21 protein-coding genes are annotated in these 20,258 nt (G+C 60.9%); 5 read left to right on the forward strand and 16 right to left on the reverse strand.

Annotated features, from left to right (window positions below):
- Positions 1-4: 4 nt before the first annotated feature.
- The 6 genes from BLU48_RS30570 to ubiE are packed head-to-tail and all read right to left on the reverse strand — an operon-like array spanning position 5 to position 4,073.
- Complete coding sequence (locus tag BLU48_RS30570) at positions 5-283, reverse strand: twin-arginine translocase TatA/TatE family subunit (RefSeq protein WP_046070537.1); 279 nt, start codon at positions 281-283, stop codon at positions 5-7.
- 26 nt (positions 284-309) lie between these two features.
- Positions 310-642 (reverse strand): phosphoribosyl-ATP diphosphatase, encoded by a 333-nt coding sequence (locus tag BLU48_RS30575; protein WP_003209299.1) that lies wholly within the window; start codon positions 640-642, stop codon positions 310-312.
- A 2-nt stretch (positions 643-644) separates the two neighbouring features.
- Positions 645-1,037: a phosphoribosyl-AMP cyclohydrolase gene (gene hisI / locus BLU48_RS30580; RefSeq protein WP_057010637.1), complete on the reverse strand. Its 393-nt coding sequence runs from the start codon at positions 1,035-1,037 to the stop codon at positions 645-647.
- A gap of 41 nt (positions 1,038-1,078) precedes the next feature.
- The gene (gene ubiB, locus BLU48_RS30585; RefSeq protein ID WP_057023522.1) at positions 1,079-2,683 is read right to left on the reverse strand and encodes a ubiquinone biosynthesis regulatory protein kinase UbiB; all 1,605 of its coding nucleotides are present in this window, start codon (positions 2,681-2,683) and stop codon (positions 1,079-1,081) included.
- Positions 2,680-3,303 carry a ubiquinone biosynthesis accessory factor UbiJ gene (locus BLU48_RS30590; RefSeq protein ID WP_057023521.1) on the reverse strand — a complete coding sequence of 208 codons (624 nt, stop codon included), beginning with the start codon at positions 3,301-3,303 and terminating at the stop codon, positions 2,680-2,682. The genes ubiB and BLU48_RS30590 overlap by 4 nt, the downstream gene beginning before the upstream one ends.
- Positions 3,303-4,073: a bifunctional demethylmenaquinone methyltransferase/2-methoxy-6-polyprenyl-1,4-benzoquinol methylase UbiE gene (gene ubiE / locus BLU48_RS30595; protein WP_003171186.1), complete on the reverse strand. Its 771-nt coding sequence runs from the start codon at positions 4,071-4,073 to the stop codon at positions 3,303-3,305. The genes BLU48_RS30590 and ubiE overlap by 1 nt, the downstream gene beginning before the upstream one ends.
- Before the next feature lie 145 nt (positions 4,074-4,218).
- On the opposite strand from ubiE, the gene BLU48_RS30600 reads away from it, so the two are divergent.
- From BLU48_RS30600 to BLU48_RS30610, 3 genes are all read left to right on the forward strand, one after another.
- On the forward strand, positions 4,219-4,494 hold the full coding sequence (locus BLU48_RS30600) for a polyhydroxyalkanoic acid system family protein (RefSeq protein WP_057023520.1): 276 nt from the start codon (positions 4,219-4,221) through the stop codon (positions 4,492-4,494).
- Positions 4,495-4,598: 104 nt separating this feature from the next.
- A complete protein-coding gene (locus BLU48_RS30605) occupies positions 4,599-5,021 on the forward strand; it encodes a phasin family protein (protein ID WP_057023519.1) in 423 nt (140 codons plus the stop codon).
- A gap of 12 nt (positions 5,022-5,033) precedes the next feature.
- Positions 5,034-5,969, forward strand: coding sequence for a phasin family protein (locus tag BLU48_RS30610; protein ID WP_057023518.1), 936 nt, complete (start codon positions 5,034-5,036; stop codon positions 5,967-5,969).
- Between the two features lie 74 nt (positions 5,970-6,043).
- On the opposite strand, the gene BLU48_RS30615 is transcribed toward BLU48_RS30610, so the two are convergent.
- The 10 genes from BLU48_RS30615 to BLU48_RS30660 form a co-directional block, all read right to left on the reverse strand.
- The gene (locus BLU48_RS30615; RefSeq protein ID WP_057023517.1) at positions 6,044-6,664 is read right to left on the reverse strand and encodes a TetR/AcrR family transcriptional regulator; all 621 of its coding nucleotides are present in this window, start codon (positions 6,662-6,664) and stop codon (positions 6,044-6,046) included.
- Positions 6,665-6,691: 27 nt separating this feature from the next.
- Positions 6,692-8,374 (reverse strand): class II poly(R)-hydroxyalkanoic acid synthase, encoded by a 1,683-nt coding sequence (phaC, locus tag BLU48_RS30620; protein ID WP_057023516.1) that lies wholly within the window; start codon positions 8,372-8,374, stop codon positions 6,692-6,694.
- A 90-nt stretch (positions 8,375-8,464) separates the two neighbouring features.
- Positions 8,465-9,310, reverse strand: coding sequence for a poly(3-hydroxyalkanoate) depolymerase (gene phaZ, locus BLU48_RS30625; RefSeq protein ID WP_057023515.1), 846 nt, complete (start codon positions 9,308-9,310; stop codon positions 8,465-8,467).
- 148 nt (positions 9,311-9,458) lie between these two features.
- Positions 9,459-11,138 carry a class II poly(R)-hydroxyalkanoic acid synthase gene (gene phaC / locus BLU48_RS30630; RefSeq protein ID WP_057023514.1) on the reverse strand — a complete coding sequence of 560 codons (1,680 nt, stop codon included), beginning with the start codon at positions 11,136-11,138 and terminating at the stop codon, positions 9,459-9,461.
- 249 nt (positions 11,139-11,387) lie between these two features.
- Complete coding sequence (locus BLU48_RS30635) at positions 11,388-11,765, reverse strand: gamma-butyrobetaine hydroxylase family protein (RefSeq protein WP_057023513.1); 378 nt, start codon at positions 11,763-11,765, stop codon at positions 11,388-11,390.
- Between the two features lie 149 nt (positions 11,766-11,914).
- Positions 11,915-13,252 (reverse strand): ATP-dependent protease ATPase subunit HslU, encoded by a 1,338-nt coding sequence (gene hslU / locus BLU48_RS30640; protein ID WP_003171208.1) that lies wholly within the window; start codon positions 13,250-13,252, stop codon positions 11,915-11,917.
- Between the two features lie 38 nt (positions 13,253-13,290).
- Positions 13,291-13,821, reverse strand: coding sequence for an ATP-dependent protease subunit HslV (gene hslV / locus BLU48_RS30645; RefSeq protein WP_003171209.1), 531 nt, complete (start codon positions 13,819-13,821; stop codon positions 13,291-13,293).
- A 259-nt stretch (positions 13,822-14,080) separates the two neighbouring features.
- The gene (locus tag BLU48_RS30650; RefSeq protein ID WP_046070550.1) at positions 14,081-14,782 is read right to left on the reverse strand and encodes an SPOR domain-containing protein; all 702 of its coding nucleotides are present in this window, start codon (positions 14,780-14,782) and stop codon (positions 14,081-14,083) included.
- Between the two features lies 1 nt (position 14,783).
- Positions 14,784-16,520 (reverse strand): arginine--tRNA ligase, encoded by a 1,737-nt coding sequence (gene argS / locus BLU48_RS30655; protein ID WP_057023512.1) that lies wholly within the window; start codon positions 16,518-16,520, stop codon positions 14,784-14,786.
- 187 nt (positions 16,521-16,707) lie between these two features.
- Entirely contained in the window at positions 16,708-18,927 is a 2,220-nt protein-coding gene (locus BLU48_RS30660; RefSeq protein WP_057023511.1) for a primosomal protein N', read from the reverse strand.
- Positions 18,928-19,139: 212 nt separating this feature from the next.
- Between BLU48_RS30660 and rpmE the strand changes: the two genes are divergently transcribed.
- Both rpmE and BLU48_RS30670 read left to right on the forward strand, forming a co-directional pair.
- Entirely contained in the window at positions 19,140-19,373 is a 234-nt protein-coding gene (gene rpmE / locus BLU48_RS30665) for a 50S ribosomal protein L31 (protein ID WP_005784030.1), read from the forward strand.
- Positions 19,374-19,387: 14 nt separating this feature from the next.
- Positions 19,388-20,194, forward strand: a complete 807-nt coding sequence (locus tag BLU48_RS30670; RefSeq protein ID WP_057023510.1) for a thermonuclease family protein — start codon at positions 19,388-19,390, stop codon at positions 20,192-20,194.
- Positions 20,195-20,258 lie beyond the last annotated feature (64 nt).

Consider the following 20,258-nt stretch of genomic DNA (forward strand, 5'->3'; position numbering starts at 1 on the left):
GTGCTCACGAGTCTTTGCGGGTCGTCTCTTGGACTTTTTCAGCCTGCACGTCGAAGGTGCGACGTTCGGTGATCGGCTGGGTGGCCTGCGGGTGTACAGGCTGGGCCGGGGGCACCGGGTTTACCGTTGGCTCGGCTGGTTTTTCGTCGTCGTTCATGGCTTTACGAAAGCCCTTGATCGACTCACCGACGTCGGTGCCGAGGTTTTTCAGTTTTTTGGTGCCGAACACCAGAACAACCACCACCAGAATAACGATCCAGTGTTTCCAGTCAAAAATGCCCATGCTGCAAATCCTCAAGTCTTAGTTATTCAGGCGGACGGGCGCGAGGCCTTCTCGGCGTGCCCGGACAGGCCGAAGCGACGGTCCAGTTCATCCAGCACGGCCTGTGGATGCTGCCCCAGTTGGGCGAGCATGACCAGGCTATGGAACCACAAGTCGGCGGTCTCATAGATTACATCGCTGCAATCACCGCTGATTTGCGCGTCCTTGGCCGCAATGATGGTCTCGACGGATTCCTCGCCGAGTTTTTCCAGAATCTTGTTCAGACCCTTGTGGTACAGGCTGGCGACATAGGAGCTGTCGGCATCCGCGCCTTTGCGGTCTTCCAGCACCTGGGCCACACGGTTCAGGGTATCGCTCATGTTCAATGTCCTGCGGGATAAATGGCGTGCGGGTCTTTGAGCACCGGTTCCACGACTTTCCATTCGCCGTTCTCGAACACGCGATAAAAGCAGCTGTGGCGCCCGGTATGGCAAGCGATACCACCGATCTGGTCGACCATCAGGATCACCACGTCGGCGTCGCAGTCCAGGCGCATCTCATGCAGGACCTGCACGTGCCCGGACTCTTCGCCCTTGCGCCACAGTTTGCCACGCGAACGTGACCAATAGATGGCGCGCTGCTCAGTGGCAGTGAGGCTCAGGGCCTCGCGGTTCATCCAGGCCATCATCAGCACGCGCCCGGTCTTGTAGTCCTGGGCAATGGCCGGCACCAGGCCGTCACTGTCCCACTTGATCTCGTCCAGCCAGTCTTTCATCTTCGGCTCCGGCAATTTGCGACAGTGTATAACCGGATTGGCTATCGACGCACGATCAGATAAACGCCCACGGCTACCATGATACCGGCCGGCCAGTGGCCCAGTTGGTTCAATGGACCGCCAACCGCCAGCATCGCGCCGCCTATCAGGTGCGCGGCGCCCAGCAGGCGCAGGAACCAGTCGTCTTTGCGTTTGCGCCACGGCGGCTCGGGGTCTTTGGCATGGGGCTGGGACATGCGCTCGAGCAGGTCGCGGGTCATGTTGGCCAGGTGCGGTAGCTGTTCGAACTGGCTGTGCAGGTTGCCCAGCATGGTCTTCGGGCTCATCCGCTCGCGCATCCAGCGTTCAAGGAACGGCTGCGCGGTGTTCCACAGGTCGAGGTCCGGGTACAGCTGGCGGCCCAGGCCCTCGATGTTCAGCAAGGTCTTCTGCAACAGCACCAGCTGCGGCTGCACTTCCATATTGAAGCGCCGCGCGGTCTGGAACAGGCGCATCAGCACCTGGCCAAAGGAAATATCCTTTAACGGTTTTTCAAAGATCGGTTCGCACACCGTACGGATCGCTGCCTCGAATTCGTTGAGCTTGGTTTCCGCCGGCACCCAGCCCGAATCAATGTGCAACTGCGCCACGCGGCGATAGTCGCGCTTGAAGAAGGCAAACAGATTGCGTGCCAGGTAGTCCTGGTCTTCCGGGGTCAGGCTTCCGACGATGCCGCAGTCGATGGCGATGTACTGCGGGCTCCACGGGTTGACGGTGCTGACGAAGATGTTGCCCGGGTGCATGTCGGCATGAAAGAAGCTGTCGCGGAATACCTGGGTGAAGAAGATCTCCACACCGCGCTCGGCAAGCATCTTCATGTCGGTGCGCTGGTCGGCAAGGGTAGCGAGGTCGGTAACCTGCACGCCGTAGATGCGCTCCATCACCAGCACTTTCGGCCGGCACCAGTCCCAATACACTTGCGGCACGTACAGCAGTTGCGAGCCTTCGAAGTTGCGTCGCAATTGGCTGGCGTTGGCCGCTTCGCGCAAAAGGTCGAGTTCGTCGTAGATGGTTTTTTCGTAGTCGACGACCACATCTACCGGGTGCAGCAGGCGTGCGTCGGCGGAGAAGCGTTCGGCGGCGCGGGCGAGGATAAACAGCCACGCCAGGTCCTGGCCGATGATCGGCTTGAGGCCCGGGCGAATCACCTTCACCACCACTTCTTCGCCGGTTTTGAGCTGCGCGGCGTGCACTTGTGCGACCGAAGCCGAGGCCAGGGGCTCGACGTCGAAGCGGCTGAACACTTCGCTGATCTTCTTGCCCAGCTGTGCTTCGATCAGCGCCATGGACTGCTGCGAATCGAACGGCGGCACGCGGTCCTGCAGCAGCATCAGCTCGTCGGCGATGTCTTCGGGCAGCAGGTCGCGGCGTGTCGAGAGGATCTGCCCGAACTTGATAAAGATCGGCCCCAGGTCCTGCAGCGCCAGGCGCAGGCGCGCACCACGGCTCAGCTCCAGCTGCTTGCGCGGCAACCAGCGCCACGGCAGCACGTAACGCACCGCCAGCAAGAACCACGGCAGGGGCAGGGCAAACAGCAGGTCATCGAGGCGGTAGCGGATAACGACGCGCTGGATACGAAACAAACGGCGGACGGCGAGCAGCTTCATGCGTTATCGCTTGGATCAAGGGAACGGCTCAGGCGTTCGAAGCGGGCCTCGAGGCGTTCCAGGTCGATTTTGGCCTTGTCGAGCTCACGAAAGCGCGCTTGCGCTTCCCGTTGCCCGACCAGGGTGCGCGATTCTTCGCTCAGGTATTCGGCGAGGTTCTGGTTGAGGCTGGCGAACCCCTGCTGGTACCAACGCGTGCGGCTGCGCAGGTGTCCGCTGATCAGCTGGGTGGCCACGGGGCCGATCCAGCGCGACAGTTCGTATTGCCAGTCCAGCTCCAGGTCCTGCAGCACAGCGGCCAGGTCCATCAGCACCGCACTGTCGCCTTCCAGCTCCACCTCGGGGCTGTGGAGGATGGCGGTCTTGTTGCGGCTCAAAGCCAGGTGCAACAGGCTGGAGGCCGGTGCACGCAAGGTGCAGTCAGCTTCGGCGGCCCATTGGGTGGCGAGCAGCAGTCCTTCATCGCTGGGCAGGATAAACAGCTGCACGGCGGGGCTGCGGCAGTCGACGGCAATGACTTTGCCGTTCAAGTGCGCGAGCCGCGCCAGGGCGGTGCTGTCCAGGCGCAGCACACGGTTAAGGCCGTGTTCAACGCTGGCGAGAAGGCCTTGAAGCAACATCAGGGCTTGATGCCGCGGTGCAGGGCGACGATGCCCGAGGTCATGTTGTGGTAGGTCACGCGGTCGAAACCGGCTTCCACCATCATCGACTTCAGGGTCTCCTGGTCTGGGTGCATGCGGATCGACTCGGCCAGGTAGCGGTAGCTCTCGGCGTCGTTGGTGATCAACTTGCCCATCAGCGGCATGAAGGCGAACGAGTAGGTGTCGTAGACCTTGGACATCAGCGCGTTGGTCGGCTTGGAGAACTCCAGCACCAACAGGCGGCCACCCGGCTTGAGGACGCGCAGCATCGAGCGGATCGCGTCTTCTTTATGGGTGACGTTGCGCAGGCCGAAGGCGATGGTCACGCAGTCGAAATGGTTGTCGGGGAACGGCAGCTTCTCGGCATCGGCCTGGACGAACTCGATATTGCCGGCCACGCCTTTGTCCAGCAGGCGATCGCGGCCAACCTTGAGCATCGAACCGTTGATATCGGCCAACACCACCTGGCCGGTCGGGCCAACCAGCTTGGAGAACTTGGCCGCCAGGTCACCCGTACCCCCGGCGATGTCCAGCACGCGGTTGCCGGTGCGTACGCCCGACAGCTCGATGGTGAAGCGCTTCCACAGGCGGTGCATGCCGCCGGAGAGCACGTCGTTCATCAGGTCGTACTTGGCCGCCACGGAGTGGAACACCTCAGCGACTTTTTCCGCTTTCTGGCTTTCCGGGACGTTCTTGAAGCCGAAGTGAGTGGTGGGTTCGGCATCGCTGCCTTTGCGCTGATCAGTCATATCGCTGTCACCAAAAGAGAATGCGGGACATGATAATCCCCAAGGCCTGCTTTGTCTTGGCAAGGCTGCAGGTAAGATAGGCGCTCACCGAGACCTTTTGCCGCATGGCGGGTGTTCTGAGTCGTTATAAAGAGGAGTCATTGCAATGGCCCGTATTACCGTTGAACGTGAACATTCCCTGGGAAAAGAACAGGCGCGGGCAAAGGCCGAGCAATTGGCGCGCAAACTCGAGGATAAATATGGCGTGGAGTCCTCGTGGTCTGGCGATACCCTCAAGCTCACGCGCTCCGGGGTCAAAGGCACGGTGGCAGTGGCCGATGATTCACTGCGTATCGATGTGGAACTGGGCCTGTTGATGTCGACCATGAGCGGTACGATCAAGTCCGAAATCGAGAAAGCCCTGGATAAAGCCCTGGCCTGAGCCTGATGTTCTTAGGGTGCCGATTCTAATTTTAAACCCTACTTTGTGCCCAAGCCCTCAACTCCTGCGGGCGGTCCTCCCCCCTATTTTGTGTGAGGTGCACCATGGCTAAAGTTATTTTGCAGAAAAAAATCGACGTTCAGACCACTACCCTGAGTGAGGTTAAAAGCTATGCCCGCAAGATTTGGCTGGCAGGTCTTGGTGCCTATGCCAAGGTTGGCAGCGAGGGCGGCGAGTACTTCAAGGAGCTGGTTAAGAGTGGTCAACTTGTTGAAAGTAAAGGTAAAAAAGTTGTAGTTGAACAACTTGATGCTGCCAACAGTCAGATTGACCAAGTAAGGAGTGACGTCTCCAGCGTCAAAGGCCTGGTTGAAGTTCAACTGGATAAAGTTGAAAAAGCTTTTGATACTCGTGTCGGCAGTGCCTTGAATCGGATCGGCATTGCGTCTAAACATGACGTGGAGACACTCTCTGCTAAGCTCGAAGAGCTGACGGCATTGCTCGAACGTGTCGCGCGTAAACACTAAGGAGACATCGGGATGGCTGTTAAAAAGACTACTCAGAAAGAAGGCAGCTCGTGGGTCGGGAAAGTTGAAGAATATTCCCGCAAAATCTGGCTCGCTGGTTTAGGCGTGTACTCGAAGATCGACAGTGACGGCAGCAAACTCTTCGAGACCTTGGTTAAAGACGGCGAAAAGGCCGAGAAGTTGACCAAGAGCACCGTTGGTAAAAAAGTGGACGCTGCCAAGGCCAATGCGGGTTCCGCCAAGTCGAGCATTTCGGATACGTGGGGCAAGTTGGAAGAGACTTTCGACAAGCGCCTCAACAGTGCTATTTCGCGACTGGGCGTGCCGAGCAAGGCTGAGTTGAAAACGCTGCACAGCAAGGTCGATACCCTGACCAAGCAAATCGAAAAACTGACGGGCGCCAAAGTGGCTCCAGCGAAGACGGCGGCGGCCAAGCCTGCTGCAAAACCTGCGGTTAAAACAGCTGCTGCAAAGCCCGCTGCTAAAACGGCTGCCAAGCCTCTGGCTAAAGCTGCCGCCAAACCGGCTGCCAAACCTGCGGCCAAGGCTCCAGCCAAAGCCGCCGCCAAGCCAGCCGCTAAAACAGCTGCCGCCAAACCGGCCACCAAGCCTGCCGCTAAGCCGGTGGCCGCTAAAGCCGCCGCGAAACCTGCGGCTAAACCGGCTGCCAAGGCTGCTGCAAAGCCTGTCGCGAAAGCTGCAGTTGCTAAGTCTGCTGCCAAGCCATCTGCTGCGAAGCCAGCCGCCAAACCAGCAGCAGCTAAGCCGGCCGCAAAACCCGTGGCCGCCGCCAACAAGAAGCCAGCGGCAGCAAAAAAACCAGCAGCACCAAAACCTGCCGCTGCGGCATCAACCGCTTCGACAGCCAACTCGGTGTCCGCCCCGACTCCTGCTGTTGCGACCCCGACTGCTGCTTCGGCAACCCCGCCGACATCCAGTCAGTCCTGATCTTTCCAGGACAAAAAAATGCCCGACCTGCAGAGGTCGGGTTTTTTTATGGTGGGCTTATCAATACCCCACGTTCACTCCGTGGTATCCAGATACTTGAGTGCAAACCGCTCGGTCGCTTGCCGCGCCGTCGGCAACAGATGCGGCGCCACCAGCATCATGATCTGATAGACCACCACCTGCACCTCGCCCTCACGGTCGAGAATGCGCTGATAGTCCAGGGAAAACAGCAGCGTGAGGGTGATCTGCTCCACCAGTTGCCCCAACGCCTGGGTGCCGCTGACCAACTGCCCTGAGGCTTTCAATCGCGCAAGCAAAGAGGCCAGTGTGCGTTTAAGCGCCGTGAGCAGGTGGCGAATTCCCTTGGCCAGCTTCGGCAGGCGCCCGGCCAGGTTCGACAGGTCCTGGAACAGAAACCGGTAGTGAGCCATGCGCTCGACAATCAGGTGCAGGAACAGCCAGTAATCCTCAGCCTCCAGTTGCGCGTCGGCAGGAGGGTCGAGCAAGGGCGCCAACTCGCCTTGAAAACGCTCGAACAGCCCGAGCACCAGCGGCTCCTTGCCGTGGAAGTGGTAGTAGAGGTTGCCGGGGCTGATCCCCATTTCATTGGCTACCTCCATGGTCGACACGTTCGGTTCGCCCTTGTGATTGAACAACTGCAGGGCACATTCAAGGATACGGTCGCGAGTCTTCATCCGGTCTTCTTAATCTGATCGTTGAGCTCAGCGCACCCGCACGTAAGTGCCTGGGGCTGCTTCCATCGGTGGGTAATTCTGGTTGCCCAGGGCGGTGAGGGTCTCGCGCTGTACGCCGGAGCGCTCCTGGACCCACGCCAGCCACTGCGGCCACCAACTGCCTTCGACGTGCTGGGCGTCGTAGTACCAGGCGCGAGGGTCGCTGCTCAGCTTGAGGTTTTCGACGTAGTTGGCCTTGGGGTTGCCCGGCGGGTTGAGGATGCTTTGGATATGCCCGCTATTGGACAGCACAAAGCGACGCGCGCCGCCCAGCAACTGGGTTGAGCGATACACCGCGTCCCAGGGCGTGATGTGGTCGTTGATCCCGGCCACGCTGAAACTGTCCACCGTGACTTTGCGTAGGTCGATGGGGGTGCCACACACTTCCAGCCCGCCGGGATGGCTCAGCGGGTTGTGCTTGAAGAAGTCCAGCAGGTCGCCGTGCAAGGCGGCAGGCAGGCGTGTGTTGTCGTTGTTCCAGTACAGAATGTCGAAGGCCGGCGGCTCCTTGCCCAACAGGTAATTGTTGATCCAGTAGCTCCAGATCAGGTCGTTGGGGCGCATCCAGGCAAACACCTTGGCCATGTCGCGGCCGTCCAGCACGCCTTGCTGGTAGGAACGGCGCTTGGCGGCTTCCAGGGTCTGTTCGTCGGCAAACAAGGTCGCGGGGCTGTCTATCTGGCTGTCCAGCAGGCTCACCAGGTAGCTGGCGCTGGAGACGCGCCGCAACTGGCGCTTGGCTTGCAGGTGGCCTTGCAGGGCAGCTATGGTCAGGCCACCGGCGCAGGCGCCCATCAGGTTGACCTCGCGGGCGCCGCTGATCGCCCGGCAGACGTTGAGCGCTTCTTCAAGCGCTGCCACGTAGGTGGAGAGGCCCCATTCGCGATGACGCACATCCGGGTTGCGCCAACTGACCATGAACGTCTGCAGCCCGTTTTTCAGGGCGTATTGCACAAAACTGTTGGCCGGGCTCAGGTCGAAGATGTAGTACTTGTTGATTTGCGGCGGCACCACCAGCAGCGGCTTGGCGTACTGTTTTTCGCTCATGGGCTTGTACTGGATCAACTCCAGCAGCTCGTTGCGAAACACCACCGAGCCGGGCGTGGTCGCCACTGTCTTGCCCACTTCGAAGGCATGCTTGCTGACTTGGCGCGGCAGGCCATTGTTGTGCAACAGGTCTTCGAACAGGTTGCTCACGCCGCGCACCACGCTGTTGCCACCGGAGTTGAGCAGCTCCTTGATCGCCAGCGGGTTAAGCAGGGTGTTGGAGGGGGAGACTGCATCGTTGAGCAGGGAAAAGGCGAAATGTGCGCGGGCACGGTCATCGGCGCTCAGGGTGCTGTCATCGATCCAGTGCCGTGTCTGTTTCTGCCAACTCAGATAGGCCTGTAAGCTGCGCCGGTACAGCGGGTTGAGCGTCCAGGTGGGATCGATGAAACGCGCGTCCCTGGGGTTGGGTTCCTGCACGGTTTCGCCCAGCAGCACGCGGCCCAATTGACCGCCTAGCGCCAAGACATGGCGGGCGGTATGTACGGGGTTACGCAAACCATGGGCAGCCACGCTGCGTAGGGTCGACAGCAGATCGCGCCCCCTGAGGCCGGTGATCGCGTTTTGCGCGTTGATGAACGCAGCAGGGATGGGCGCCGGGGTCGTCACGGGTCTTTCTCGCATGATTCAACACTCCTTGGTCAAGTCATCAAGCAGGCACGCCAATCCAGAACCATAGCTGGTTCCTGGCAAGTTGCGCGGTGGTGTGGTCCTTCACACCGCCGGTCGCGGATGTATCACAGCGCGCAGGCGCTCCTCCTCGAGAAATTTCATGATGATCGGCGCCACGGCTTCGGCCCGGGTGATCAGGAACAGATGGCCGTCATCGATAATGTGCAACTGCGCATTCGGGATGCGCCAGGCCAGCATGCGCATGTTGATCAGCGGGATCAGCGGGTCATCGTCCCCGGCCAGCACCAGGGTGGGCTGGCGGATTTTGTGCAGCCAATGAATGCTGGTCCAGCCCACCCCGGCGAACAGCTGCCAGTAGTAACCCAGCTTGCCGGCCGAGCGCACTTTGCTCGCATGTTCGGCGGCCAGGTTCGAATCGCGGCGGAACGAGCCGCCATAAATCATCGGCGCGATGCGCACCACATGGGAGGGTTGGATATAACGCCGGGGGCTGGCCATCAACCACAGCACTTTGGGTTTGCCCGGCACCATAAAGGCGCCAGCTGCCGTGGCCGCCAGGATCAGCTTCTTGCAGCGTTCCGGATAGTCATAGGCAAACTGCTGCGCCAGGGCGCCGCCCCAGGACACGCCCACGGCGTTCACCTGGCCGTAGTCCAGGTAATCGAGCATGCGTGCGGTGAGTTTGGCCAGGCCCGGAAAGCGATAAGGCCGGTTCGGCGTCGATGAGCCACCGACACCGGGCACGTCGAAGGCGATCACTTCCAGGTCCGGGTCCAGGGCCTGGACGAACGGGAACACCAGCTCAAGGTTGGCGCCGATGCCATTGAAGATCAGCAGCGGCGTCAAGTGCGGCTTGCCCGGGCGTACCGCCGTGCGAATGGTCTGGCCATCCAGGTCGATGGTACGGAAGATGAACGGTTGCGGCATGCTCAAGCCCTGTGAAGTGTTACAGGAGGAATACAGTCAAAATGTGGGAGGGGGCTTGCTCCCGATAGCGGTGTGTCATTGAGCACACCTGACACTGATCCATCCCTATCGGGAGCAAGCCCCTCCCACATTTGGATCTCATTCCAATCTACCGCTCATGTACATAGGTACCTGGCGCCGCTTCGGCTGCGGCATAGATTTTATTTCCTAATGTCGCCGGTGCTTTCTTCAATTTGCCCGCCCGCTGCGCCTGCCACGCCTGCCAGTGCAGCCACCACGAATCGGTGTGCTTGGTGGCGTTCTCCTGCCACTCCAGCGCGCTGCCCGACAAACCCTCGCTGGTCTGGTAGCGCGCCTTGGGGTTGCCCGGTGGGTTGAGGATGCTCTGGATATGCCCGCTGCTGGACAGCACAAACTCGACCTGGCCGCCAAACAACTGCGCCGACTTGTAGCAGGACTGCCACGGCGTGATGTGATCATTGGTGCCCGCCAGTGCGTAGACATCGGCGGTGACCTGCTTGAGGTCGATGGGCGTGCCGCACACCTCCAGCGCGTTGGCGCGTACCAGTGGGTTGTTCTTGAACAGTTCGATCAGGTCGCCATGGAATGCAGCTGGCAAGCGCGTGGTGTCGTTGTTCCAGAACAGGATGTCGAACACCGGCGGCTCGTTGCCCAGCAGGTAATTATTGACCCAGTAGTTCCAGATCAGGTCGTTGGGGCGCATCCAGGCGAACACCTTGGCCATATCGCGGCCTTCCAGCACACCGGCCTGGTACGAATGGCGCTTGGCTGCTTCGAGGGTCTGCTCGTCGACAAACAGCGCCACCTGGGTGTCCAGGGTGGTGTCCAGTACGCTCACCAGCAGGGTCAGGGCGTTGACCTTCTTCTCGCCCAGCGCCGCGTAGTGGCCCAGCAGTGCTGTGCAGGTGATGCCTCCGGAACAGGCCGCGAGCATATTCACGTCCTCACTGCCGGTAATCGCCGTGACCACATCGACCGCTTCCTTGAGCGCCTCGATATAAGTCGACAGGCCCCACTCGCGCTGGGCCTTGGTGGGGTTGCGCCAGCTGACGATAAACGTCTGCTGCCCATTGCGCAGGCAGAAGCGCGCCAGGCTCTTATCCGGGCACAGGTCGAATATGTAGAACTTGTTGATCTGCGGCGGCACCACCAGCAGTGGGCGCTCGTGTACTTGCTCGGTGGTGGGCTTGTACTGGATAAGCTCCAGCACATCGTTGCGAAACACCACCGCGCCTTCGCTGGTGCCCAACGTCTTGCCGACTTCAAAGGCGCCCATGTTGACCTGGCTCGGCATTCCGCCGTTATGCACCATGTCCTTGGCCAGGTGGGACAAACCGTCGAGCAGGCTTTTACCGCCGGTTTCAAAGAAACGCTTGACCGCTGCCGGGTTGGCCGCGCTGTTGGTGGGGGCCATGGCTTCGGTCATCAGGTTGATCACGAAGTGGCCGCGGCTGATGTCCTGTGCCGACAGGCTGCTGTCGTCGATCCAGTCGTGGAGTTCCTTGCGCCACGCCAGGTAAGTCTGCAAGTAGCGTTTGTAGAGCGGGTTCTGGCTCCAGGCCGGGTCGTTGAAGCGACGGTCGTCGCCCTCGGGCGCCAGGGGGGATTTGCCGAACATCACATTCTTCAATTCGACGCCAAAGTGGGCGACGTGCTTGACGCTGTGCAACGGTTGCTTGATGGCTTGGGTCAGCACCATCCTGGCCGAGGCCAATAGATCCTTTTTGCGTAACGCGATGATCGGGTTCAGCCCCAGGGTGTTTTCCGAGGCCTGGCGTTTCAAGTCATCGTTATTCTTGTTACTCATCTACGACGCTCCGTTGTCCGAAAGACGAGTACCGGCGATTGCTGCGCACCCAATTTCGATACACGACACCAGCCTGGTACTGCGACCCGGGTGACCGTTGATACCGCATCGTCAAATGCAGGGAACTTGCCAGTTCCATTGGTTACCCGAGTTTATTTTTTTTCGCAAGCGGGCCGATCATTGGCCTCGCGACAGGGCATTCAAGCAGATGAAATTAGAAAATGCCCTCTAAAGAGCAAGACGCCTGGGCTAGAGCATTAGCCGCACGACCGACTGGTTCGGGTCGCGGGTTTTTCCGGCCGCTTTGAGCTCGGCCAGGTAGTCGCTCCACAGTGCGTCCTGACGTACGGCCAGTTGGTAGAGGTAGTCCCAGGTGAACAGTCCACTGTCATGGCCGTCGTCGAAGGTCAATTTCAGTGCGTACTGGCCGGCCGGTTCGACCTTGTTCAACCTGACGTTGAGCTTGCCGAATTGCAGGATGGGTTTGCCGTGGCCCTGCACCTCAGCGGAAGGCGAGTGCACCCGCAGGAATTCGGCGGGCAGATGATAAACCTCGTCTGGGCTGTAAGTGAGGCCGAGGGTGTTGGAGGTTTTGTGCAGGTTTACAGCAGTCGGAAACTTGGCCATATGAGGTACTCCTGAATAAACCGGCTTAAAAATGTGGGAGGGGGCTTGCCCCCGATGACGGTGTGTCAGTCAGCTCATCTGATACTGAAACACCGCCATCGGGGGCAAGCCCCCTCCCACATTTGAAGCAAAGCAGTTCTGTGTGAGGCTTACAGGATATAACGAGACAAGTCTTCGTTCTGCGCCAATTCGCCCAGGTGGCTGTTGACGTAGTCAGCATCGATCTTGATCGCTTCGCCATTCTGCGCACCGGCCATGTCACCGGCACTGAACGACACTTCCTCAAGCAGGCGCTCAAGCAGGGTATGCAGGCGACGGGCACCGATGTTCTCGGTCTTCTCGTTGACCTGCCAGGCGATTTCCGCCAAACGCTTGATGCCGTCGGCTTGGAACTCGATACCCAGGCCTTCGGTTTTCAGCAGCTCACGGTATTGCTCGGTGAGCGATGCGTGAGGCTCGCTGAGGATGCGCTCGAAGTCGCCCGGGGTCAGTGCCTTGAGTTCCACGCGAATCGGCAGGCGGCCTTGCAGCTCGGGCACCAGGTCGCTTGGTTTGCTCAGGTGGAAGGCGCCGGAGGCGATAAACAGGATGTGGTCGGTCTTGACCATGCCCAGCTTGGTGTTGACCGTGCAACCCTCGATCAGCGGCAGCAGGTCGCGCTGCACGCCTTCACGGGAGACATCGACGCCGCCGGAGTTACCGCGCTTGGCCACCTTATCGATCTCATCGATAAACACGATGCCATGCTGCTCGACAGCTTCCAGTGCCTTGGCCTTGAGTTCTTCCTCATTGACCAGGCGCCCGGCTTCTTCGTCGCGCACCAGCTTGAGCGCTTCCTTGACCTTGAGCTTGCGGCTTTTCTTCTTGCCCTTGCCCATGTTGGCGAACAGGTTCTGCAACTGGCTGGTCATTTCTTCCATGCCCGGCGGAGCGGAAATATCCACACCGGACACTTCGGCCACTTCGATCTCGATTTCCTTGTCATCCAGCTGGCCTTCACGCAGGCGCTTGCGGAACAGCTGGCGGGTGTTGGAATCCGAGGACGGTGCGGCGTCTTCGTTGAAACCCATGCGTGCCGGTGGCAGCAGGGCATCGAGGATACGTTCTTCAGCGGCGTCTTCTGCGCGGTGGCTGACCTTGGTCACTTCCTGTTCGCGCAGCATTTTCAGGGCAGCGTCGGCCAGGTCACGAATGATCGACTCGACATCGCGGCCCACATAGCCGACTTCGGTGAATTTGGTCGCTTCCACCTTGATGAACGGCGCATTGGCCAACTTGGCCAGGCGTCGGGCAATTTCGGTTTTACCGACACCGGTCGGGCCGATCATCAGGATGTTCTTGGGCGTTACTTCAACGCGCAGTTCTTCCGGCAGTTGCATGCGGCGCCAGCGGTTACGCAGGGCGATGGCAACGGCGCGCTTGGCATCGTCCTGGCCGATGATATGGCGATTGAGTTCATGGACGATTTCGCGGGGAGTCATGGACATAGTTGTTTGGCGGCCTCAAGCGAGAATAAGCCCAAGGCTTACTCGGCGAGGTCCTGCTCCTCAATGGTCTGGTTGTGGTTGGTGAACACGCAGATATCGCCGGCGATGCCCAGGGCGGTCTCGACGATTTCCCGGGCCGACAGGTCGGTTTTCTTCAGCAACGCACTGGCTGCAGCCTGGGCGTAGCCACCGCCGGAACCCATGGCGATCAGGCCGTGCTCAGGTTCTACCACGTCGCCATTGCCGGTGATGATCAGGGAAGCGTCTTTGTTGGCGACGGCGAGCATGGCTTCAAGGCGGCTGAGGGAGCGGTCGGTGCGCCATTCCTTGGCCAGTTCGACAGCGGCGCGCACCAGGTGGCCCTGGTGTTTCTCAAGCTGGCCTTCGAAGCGTTCGAAGAGGGTAAAGGCGTCGGCGGTAGCGCCTGCGAAGCCGGCAAGCACCTGGCCGTGGTACAGGCGACGCACTTTCTTCGCGTTGCCTTTCATTACGGTATTGCCCAGGGAAACCTGGCCGTCGCCGCCCATGACAACTTTGCCGTGGCGACGTACTGAAACGATGGTGGTCAAGGGGAGAGTCTCCACGCAGCGGGGCGAAAATGCCCTGATGGAAACTCATATGGGGGTGGCGGTGGGGATTTCAACCGTAGGACGGGTGCGCGGACGAGTGGTGTTTACTGGTCTGACACCCATTCAAGCACACCGCAAAACCAAATGTGGGAGGGGGCTTGCTCCCGATGGCGCGCTGTCAGCCAATGAATATGTTGACTGACACTCCGCTATCGGGGGCAAGCCCCCTCCCACATTTTTGATTTGTGTTGACCCCGAATCAGCGACTCTGGCGCTGTTGTAACAACAGGTTGCTGAACCCGGCGCCGGCCAATTGTTTCTGTGCCACGGTCAGTTGTTCGCGGTTGCTGAACGGCCCTACCAGTACGCGATACCAGGTTGCTTCCTTCACCGTGCCGGACTCCACCGTCACCGACTGGCCCAACAGGATGATCTGCGCCCGCACCCGGTCCGCATCCGCCTGTTTCGGGAACGAGCCCGCCTGCAGGAAGAACTTGGTCACCGGCGCGGCCTTGGTGGCAGCGACCGGCGGTGGTGGCGGCGGCGTGATCCCGGCCAGCGCGGCCTGGGCGCGGGCGGTGTCGATTTTCGCGGCTTCGGCAGGTGTCACCGGCGTGGTTGGCACTTGCGGCGTCGGCAGGGTCTTCTCCGGCACGGCATCAGGAGGCACGATCACTTCCGATTCCGGCAGCAGGGTGTAGAAGTCGTACTTCGGCTTCACCGGTGCAGTCGGGCTCGGTGCGGTCTTGTTGGCCTCGGCGATTTTCGTGGCCTTCTGCTGCTCCTGTTTGACGCGCTTGACGTCATCGCCCTGGCCAGGTTCGAGCTTCATCAAAAATACGATGAATGCGCCGACCGTGAGGCCGATAGCCATCCACAGCCAGCCCGGAATCGGCTGCTTCGCCGGGGCCTGGTAGCGGCTGGCGCCGCGCTTGGGTGCAGGTTTTTTCTTGGCAGCCAACTTACATACGCTCCAGAGTTTCCAGGCCCAAGAGTTCCAGGCCTTGCTTGAGGGTGCGTCCAGCCAGGGCGGCGAGGCGCAGGCGACTTTGTTTCTGGGCTTCGTTGTCGGCGGTCAGGATCGGGCAGTTCTCGTAAAAACTGGAGAACAACCCGGCCACTTCGTACAAATAGGTGCACAGGATATGCGGTGTGCCTTTCTCGCCGACGCTGTTGAGCACTTCGCCGAACTGCGCCAACTTGGCGGCCAGTTCCTCCTCATGGGCGGCATCCAGCACGATCTGGCCTTCGACTTCGCTGAAGTCCTTGCCCAGCTTGCGGAACACGCCCGCCACGCGGGTGTAGGCGTACAGCAGGTACGGTGCGGTGTTGCCTTCGAAGTTGAGCATCAGCTCGAAGTTGAAGCTGTAGTCGCTGGTGCGGTGTTTGGACAGGTCGGCATATTTCACCGCGCCAATACCCACCACGCGGGCGATGTTGCGCAGGTCGGCCTCGGCCAGCTCCGGGTTCTTTTCCTTCACCAGGTTGTAGGCGCGTTCCTGGGCTTCGGTGAGCAGGTCGATCAGCTTCACGGTACCGCCGTCGCGGGTCTTGAACGGGCGGCCGTCGGCGCCGTTCATGGTACCGAAACCCATGTGTTCCATATGCATCGGGTGGGTGACGAAACCGGCGCGGCGGGCCACTTCGAACACTTGCTGGAAGTGCAGGGCCTGGCGCTGGTCAACGAAGTACAGCGCACGGTCGGCCTTGAGCACGCCGCTGCGATAGCGCACGGCGGCCAGGTCGGTGGTGGCATAGAGGTAGCCGCCATCGGCCTTGACGATGATCACCGGCAGCGGCTCGCCGTCGGCGGTCTTGAATTCTTCGAGGAACACGCACTGTGCGCCGTTGCTCTCCACCAGCAGGCCCTTGGCCTTGAGGTCGTTGACTACGTTGATCAGGTCGTCGTTGTAGGCGCTTTCACCCATCACGTCGGCCATGGTCAACTTCACGTTGAGCAGCTCGTAGATTTCCTGGCAGTGGGACAGGGAAATTTCCCGGAAGCGGTTCCACAGCGCCAGGCACTCCTCATCGCCCGCTTGCAGTTTGACCACCAGGCCGCGGGCGCGGTCGGCGAATTCTTCGGATTCGTCGAAACGCTTCTTGGCGGCGCGGTAGAAGTTTTCCAGGTCGGCCAGCTCGTTGCTGGTGATCGGGTTTTCCTGCAGGTAGGCCATCAGCATGCCGAACTGGGTGCCCCAGTCGCCCACATGGTTCTGGCGGATCACCGTATCGCCGAGGAATTCCAGCACCCGGGCCACGCCGTCGCCAATGATGGTGGAGCGCAGGTGGCCAACGTGCATCTCCTTGGCCAGGTTCGGCGCCGACAGGTCAATGACCACGCGCTGGGCAGCACCAGCCTTGTGCGCACCGATGTTGGCATCGGCCAGGGCGGCGTCCAGGCGCGAAGCCAGGGCCTGGGTGTTCTGGAAGAAGTTGATAAAGCCCGGGCCGGCGATCTCGGCCTTGGTCACACTGGCGTCAGCCGGCAGCGCGGCAATGATTTTTTCCGCCAGGTCGCGGGGTTTCATACCGGCCGGCTTGGACAGCATCATCGCGATGTTGCTGGCGAAGTCGCCGTGGGTCTTGTCGCGGGTGTTCTCCACCTGGATCGCCGGCGACAGGCCTTCAGGCAACACACCTTCGTTGACGAGTTGGGTGAGGGCTTGTTGGATCAGCTGGCGAATGGTGTCTTTCATGGTGTTCTCTTTCGACCGCAAGCGGCGGCGCGCGATGCGCAGGTGGAAAAACTGGGCATTATCCGTGGCGAGGGCGAGCTTGCCAACCGTTCAGACTAGATGGCGGACCTGCGGGCCTCATCGCGGGCAAGCCCCCTCCCACATTTGAAGGTGTTCACATTTCAAAATGTGGATGGTGGCTTGCCTGTCAATACAAATCTACCGGGTCTACATCCAGTGACCATCGCACTTGTCGGCCGCTGGGTATTTGCTCCAGCTCAAGCATCCAGCGACTTAATAGCCGATGCAGCGGCGCACGGGAGGTTGCCTGCAAGAGTAGCTGAGCGCGATAACGTCCGGCGCGACGCTCCATGGGGGCGGGTACCGGCCCGAGCAATTCGATGCCGCTCAGACTCAATTCACCCAGCAAACCCTCGGCGGCACTGCATGCTTCATCCAGGAAACCTTCGGCTTGTCCCGGTTTATGCGCCTCGGCACGCAACAATGCTAGGTGTGCAAAGGGCGGCAGGCCAGCGGCGCGGCGTTCACTCAAGGCCTGCTCGGCGAAGGCAAAGTAGCCTTGTTCCGTCAGTTGAATCAGCAATGGATGGTCGGCCAGGTGCGTCTGGATAATCACCCTGCCCGGCTCTTCGGCCCGTCCGGCGCGCCCTGCCACCTGCACGATCAACTGCGCCATGCGTTCGCTGGCGCGGAAATCCCCGGAGAACAACCCGCCGTCGGCGTCCAGGATCGACACCAGGGTCACCCGCGGGAAGTGATGCCCTTTGGCAAGCATTTGCGTGCCCACCAGGATGCACGGTTGGCCTTTCTGAATGGTGGCAAACAACTGGTTCATCGCGTCTTTGCGCGAGGTGCTGTCGCGGTCGACCCGCAGCACCGGGTAATCCGGAAACAGAATGCCCAGGCGCTCCTCGGCGCGCTCGGTGCCAGCCCCTACTGGACGCAGGTCCACCTTGCCGCACTGCGGACAATGGCGCGGCACCCGTTCCACATGGCCGCAGTGGTGGCAGCGCAGTTCGCCATAGCGCTGGTGCACGGTCATGCGTGCATCGCAGCGTTCGCACCCGGACATCCAACCGCAGTCATGGCACAGCAGCGTCGGGGCAAAGCCACGGCGATTGAGAAACACCAACACCTGTTGGCCTGCGGCAAGGGTCTGGCCGATGGCCTGTTGCATCGGGCCGGAGATACCACTGTCCAGCGGGCGGCTCTTTACGTCCAGGCGCAGGAAGCGTGGCTGCTTGGCACCGCCGGCGCGATCATTCAGGCGTAGCAGCCCGTAGCGGCCGGTGTAGGCGTTGTGCAGGCTTTCCAGGGACGGCGTGGCCGAGCCCAGCACAATCGGGATGTCTTCCTGGCGTGCGCGCACCAGTGCCAGGTCGCGGGCGTGGTAGCGCAGGCCTTCCTGTTGTTTATAGGAGCCGTCGTGTTCCTCGTCGATGATGATCAGCCCGGGGTTCTTCATCGGGGTGAACAGCGCCGAACGGGTGCCTATGATGATGTCGGCTTCACCGTCCCGCGCCGCCAGCCACGACTCCAGGCGCTCACGGTCATTGACCGCCGAGTGCACCAGGGCGATGCGGGCGTTGAAGCGCTGTTCGAAACGCGCCAGGGTCTGTGGGCCCAGGTTGATTTCGGGTATCAGCACCAGTGCCTGCTTGCCGGCCTGCAGGGTTTCGCGGATCAGTTGCAGATACACTTCGGTCTTGCCACTGCCGGTGACGCCGGCCAGCAGGAACGCATGGAAGCTGTCGAACCCAGCGCGAATCGCCTCATACGCGGCGCGTTGCTCGGGGTTCAGTGGCAATTCCGGTTGGGCCAGCCAGTGTTCGTGGCGCGGGTCCGGGGCGTGCTTGCGGATTTCCACCTGCACCAGGCCCTTGGCCAACAGCAGGTCGAGGCTGTCTTTGCTCAGCATCAGCTTGCTTAACAGCTGATGGGCGACGCCATGGGGGTGCTGGGCCAGTGTGGCCAGGGCTTCACGCTGGCGCGGGGCGCGGGCGATACGCGGGTCGTCCAGGCGTGCACCGGGCGCCATTGACCAGAAACGTTCTTGTCGCGCTTCGGCCAGTTCGCCCTGGCGCAGCAGCACCGGCAAAGCCCAGCTCAAGGTGTCGCCCAAGCTGTGCTGGTAATACTGCGCGGTCCACAGGCACAGCTTGAACAGCTCGGGCGGCAGCGGTGGCGTGGTGTCGAGGATGGCTATGGCGGGCTTGAGCTTTTCGGCGGGCACTTCGCTGTGATCGGTAACTTCCACCAGGATGCCGATCATCTCCCGCCGCCCGAACGGCACACGCACACGCATGCCCGGCTGCAACTGCGCCCGCAGCACGCCGGCCGGAGCCCGGTAATCGAACAGGCGGCGCAGGGGCGAGGGCAGGGCTAGGCGCAAAATGGCGTCGGGCACGCGAGGGGTCTCATAAAGGCGGGCGGTGGTGCAGGGGCGCGAGCCTAGCAGAGAGGGGAGGGCTTGGGTATGCCACGGTTTTCTGATGAAAGGGGGGTTCGACCAGAAGCGCCGCTTGCGCGTTTAAAAAGGTCTGGTAGAATCCGCGGCCTAATTACGTGCGGTATTCGACAATAGTGTCGAGTGGCGGCACGCTAGCCCGAGGAAGTGCCATGAAAGCCGATATCCATCCAGCGTACGAAACCATCGAAGTCACCTGCAGCTGCGGCAACAAGTTCGAAACCCGTTCGAACCTGTGCAAGCCACTGGGTACTGACGTATGCAACGAGTGCCACCCGTTCTACACCGGTAAGCAGAAAACTCTGGACACCGGCGGCCGTGTACAGCGCTTCGCAGATCGCTTTGGTGCTTTCGGCAAGAAGCCTGCTGCTACTCCAGCAGAGTAAGGTTCAAGAGCCTTATGGGCTTTTGCCAGCTGTTGAAAAAGGCGTCCCTTGTGGGCGCCTTTTTTGTGCCTGGGATTTGGCTGGCGACCGTCCGGGCCGAAGCATTCTGCCCCGCACCGGCCTCTGTGGCGCATGTCCAGGTGCAGCGGGTGGTGGACGGCGACACCGTGCGCCTCAAGGATGGCCGCAGCGTGCGCATGATCGGCCTCAATGCGCCGGAAACCGGCAGGAAGGGTCGCACTGACGAGCCATTTGCCGTCGCCGCCCGCCAGCGTCTACAGGCCCTGGTACAGGCCAGTGATGGGCGTGTCGGTCTGGTGCCGGGGCGCGAGGGCAGGGATCACTACGGTCGTACCCTGGCCCACCTTTACGGCGCCAACGGTGAGAACCTGGAGGCGCAATTGTTGGCCGAGGGCCTGGGTTTTCAGGTGGGCGTGGCGCCGAATGTGGACTTGGTCGCCTGCCAGCAGGCCGCCGAAAACAGCGCCCGCCAAGCGCGGCTCGGCCTGTGGCGCCAATCGCCGGTGCAGACCGTGGCGCAACTCAAGCAGTCCGGGTTTGCCCTGGTCACTGGCCGGGTCAGCAAGATCGAGCGCAATCGCGGCGGAATCTGGATTGAGTTGCAGGGTTCACTGGTATTACGCATTGCACCCAATCTGACCAGTCGTTTCGACGCGACCCTGCTCAATGGTCTGCAAGGCCGCACCATCGAGGCGCGTGGCTGGGTGCAGGATCGCTCCCGACGCGGCGGCCTGAAAAAAGGCCAGTCACGCTGGCTGTTGCCACTGACCGACCCCAGCATGCTGAAATCAGCGTCTTGAATAAAAAATTGTAGACATTTTTTATTTCGATTGTGAACAGTTGAGCCCTTGTATCCCGTGGCTC

It is taken from the genome of Pseudomonas synxantha (assembly GCF_900105675.1).
In the GTDB taxonomy this organism is placed as follows: domain Bacteria; phylum Pseudomonadota; class Gammaproteobacteria; order Pseudomonadales; family Pseudomonadaceae; genus Aquipseudomonas; species Aquipseudomonas synxantha.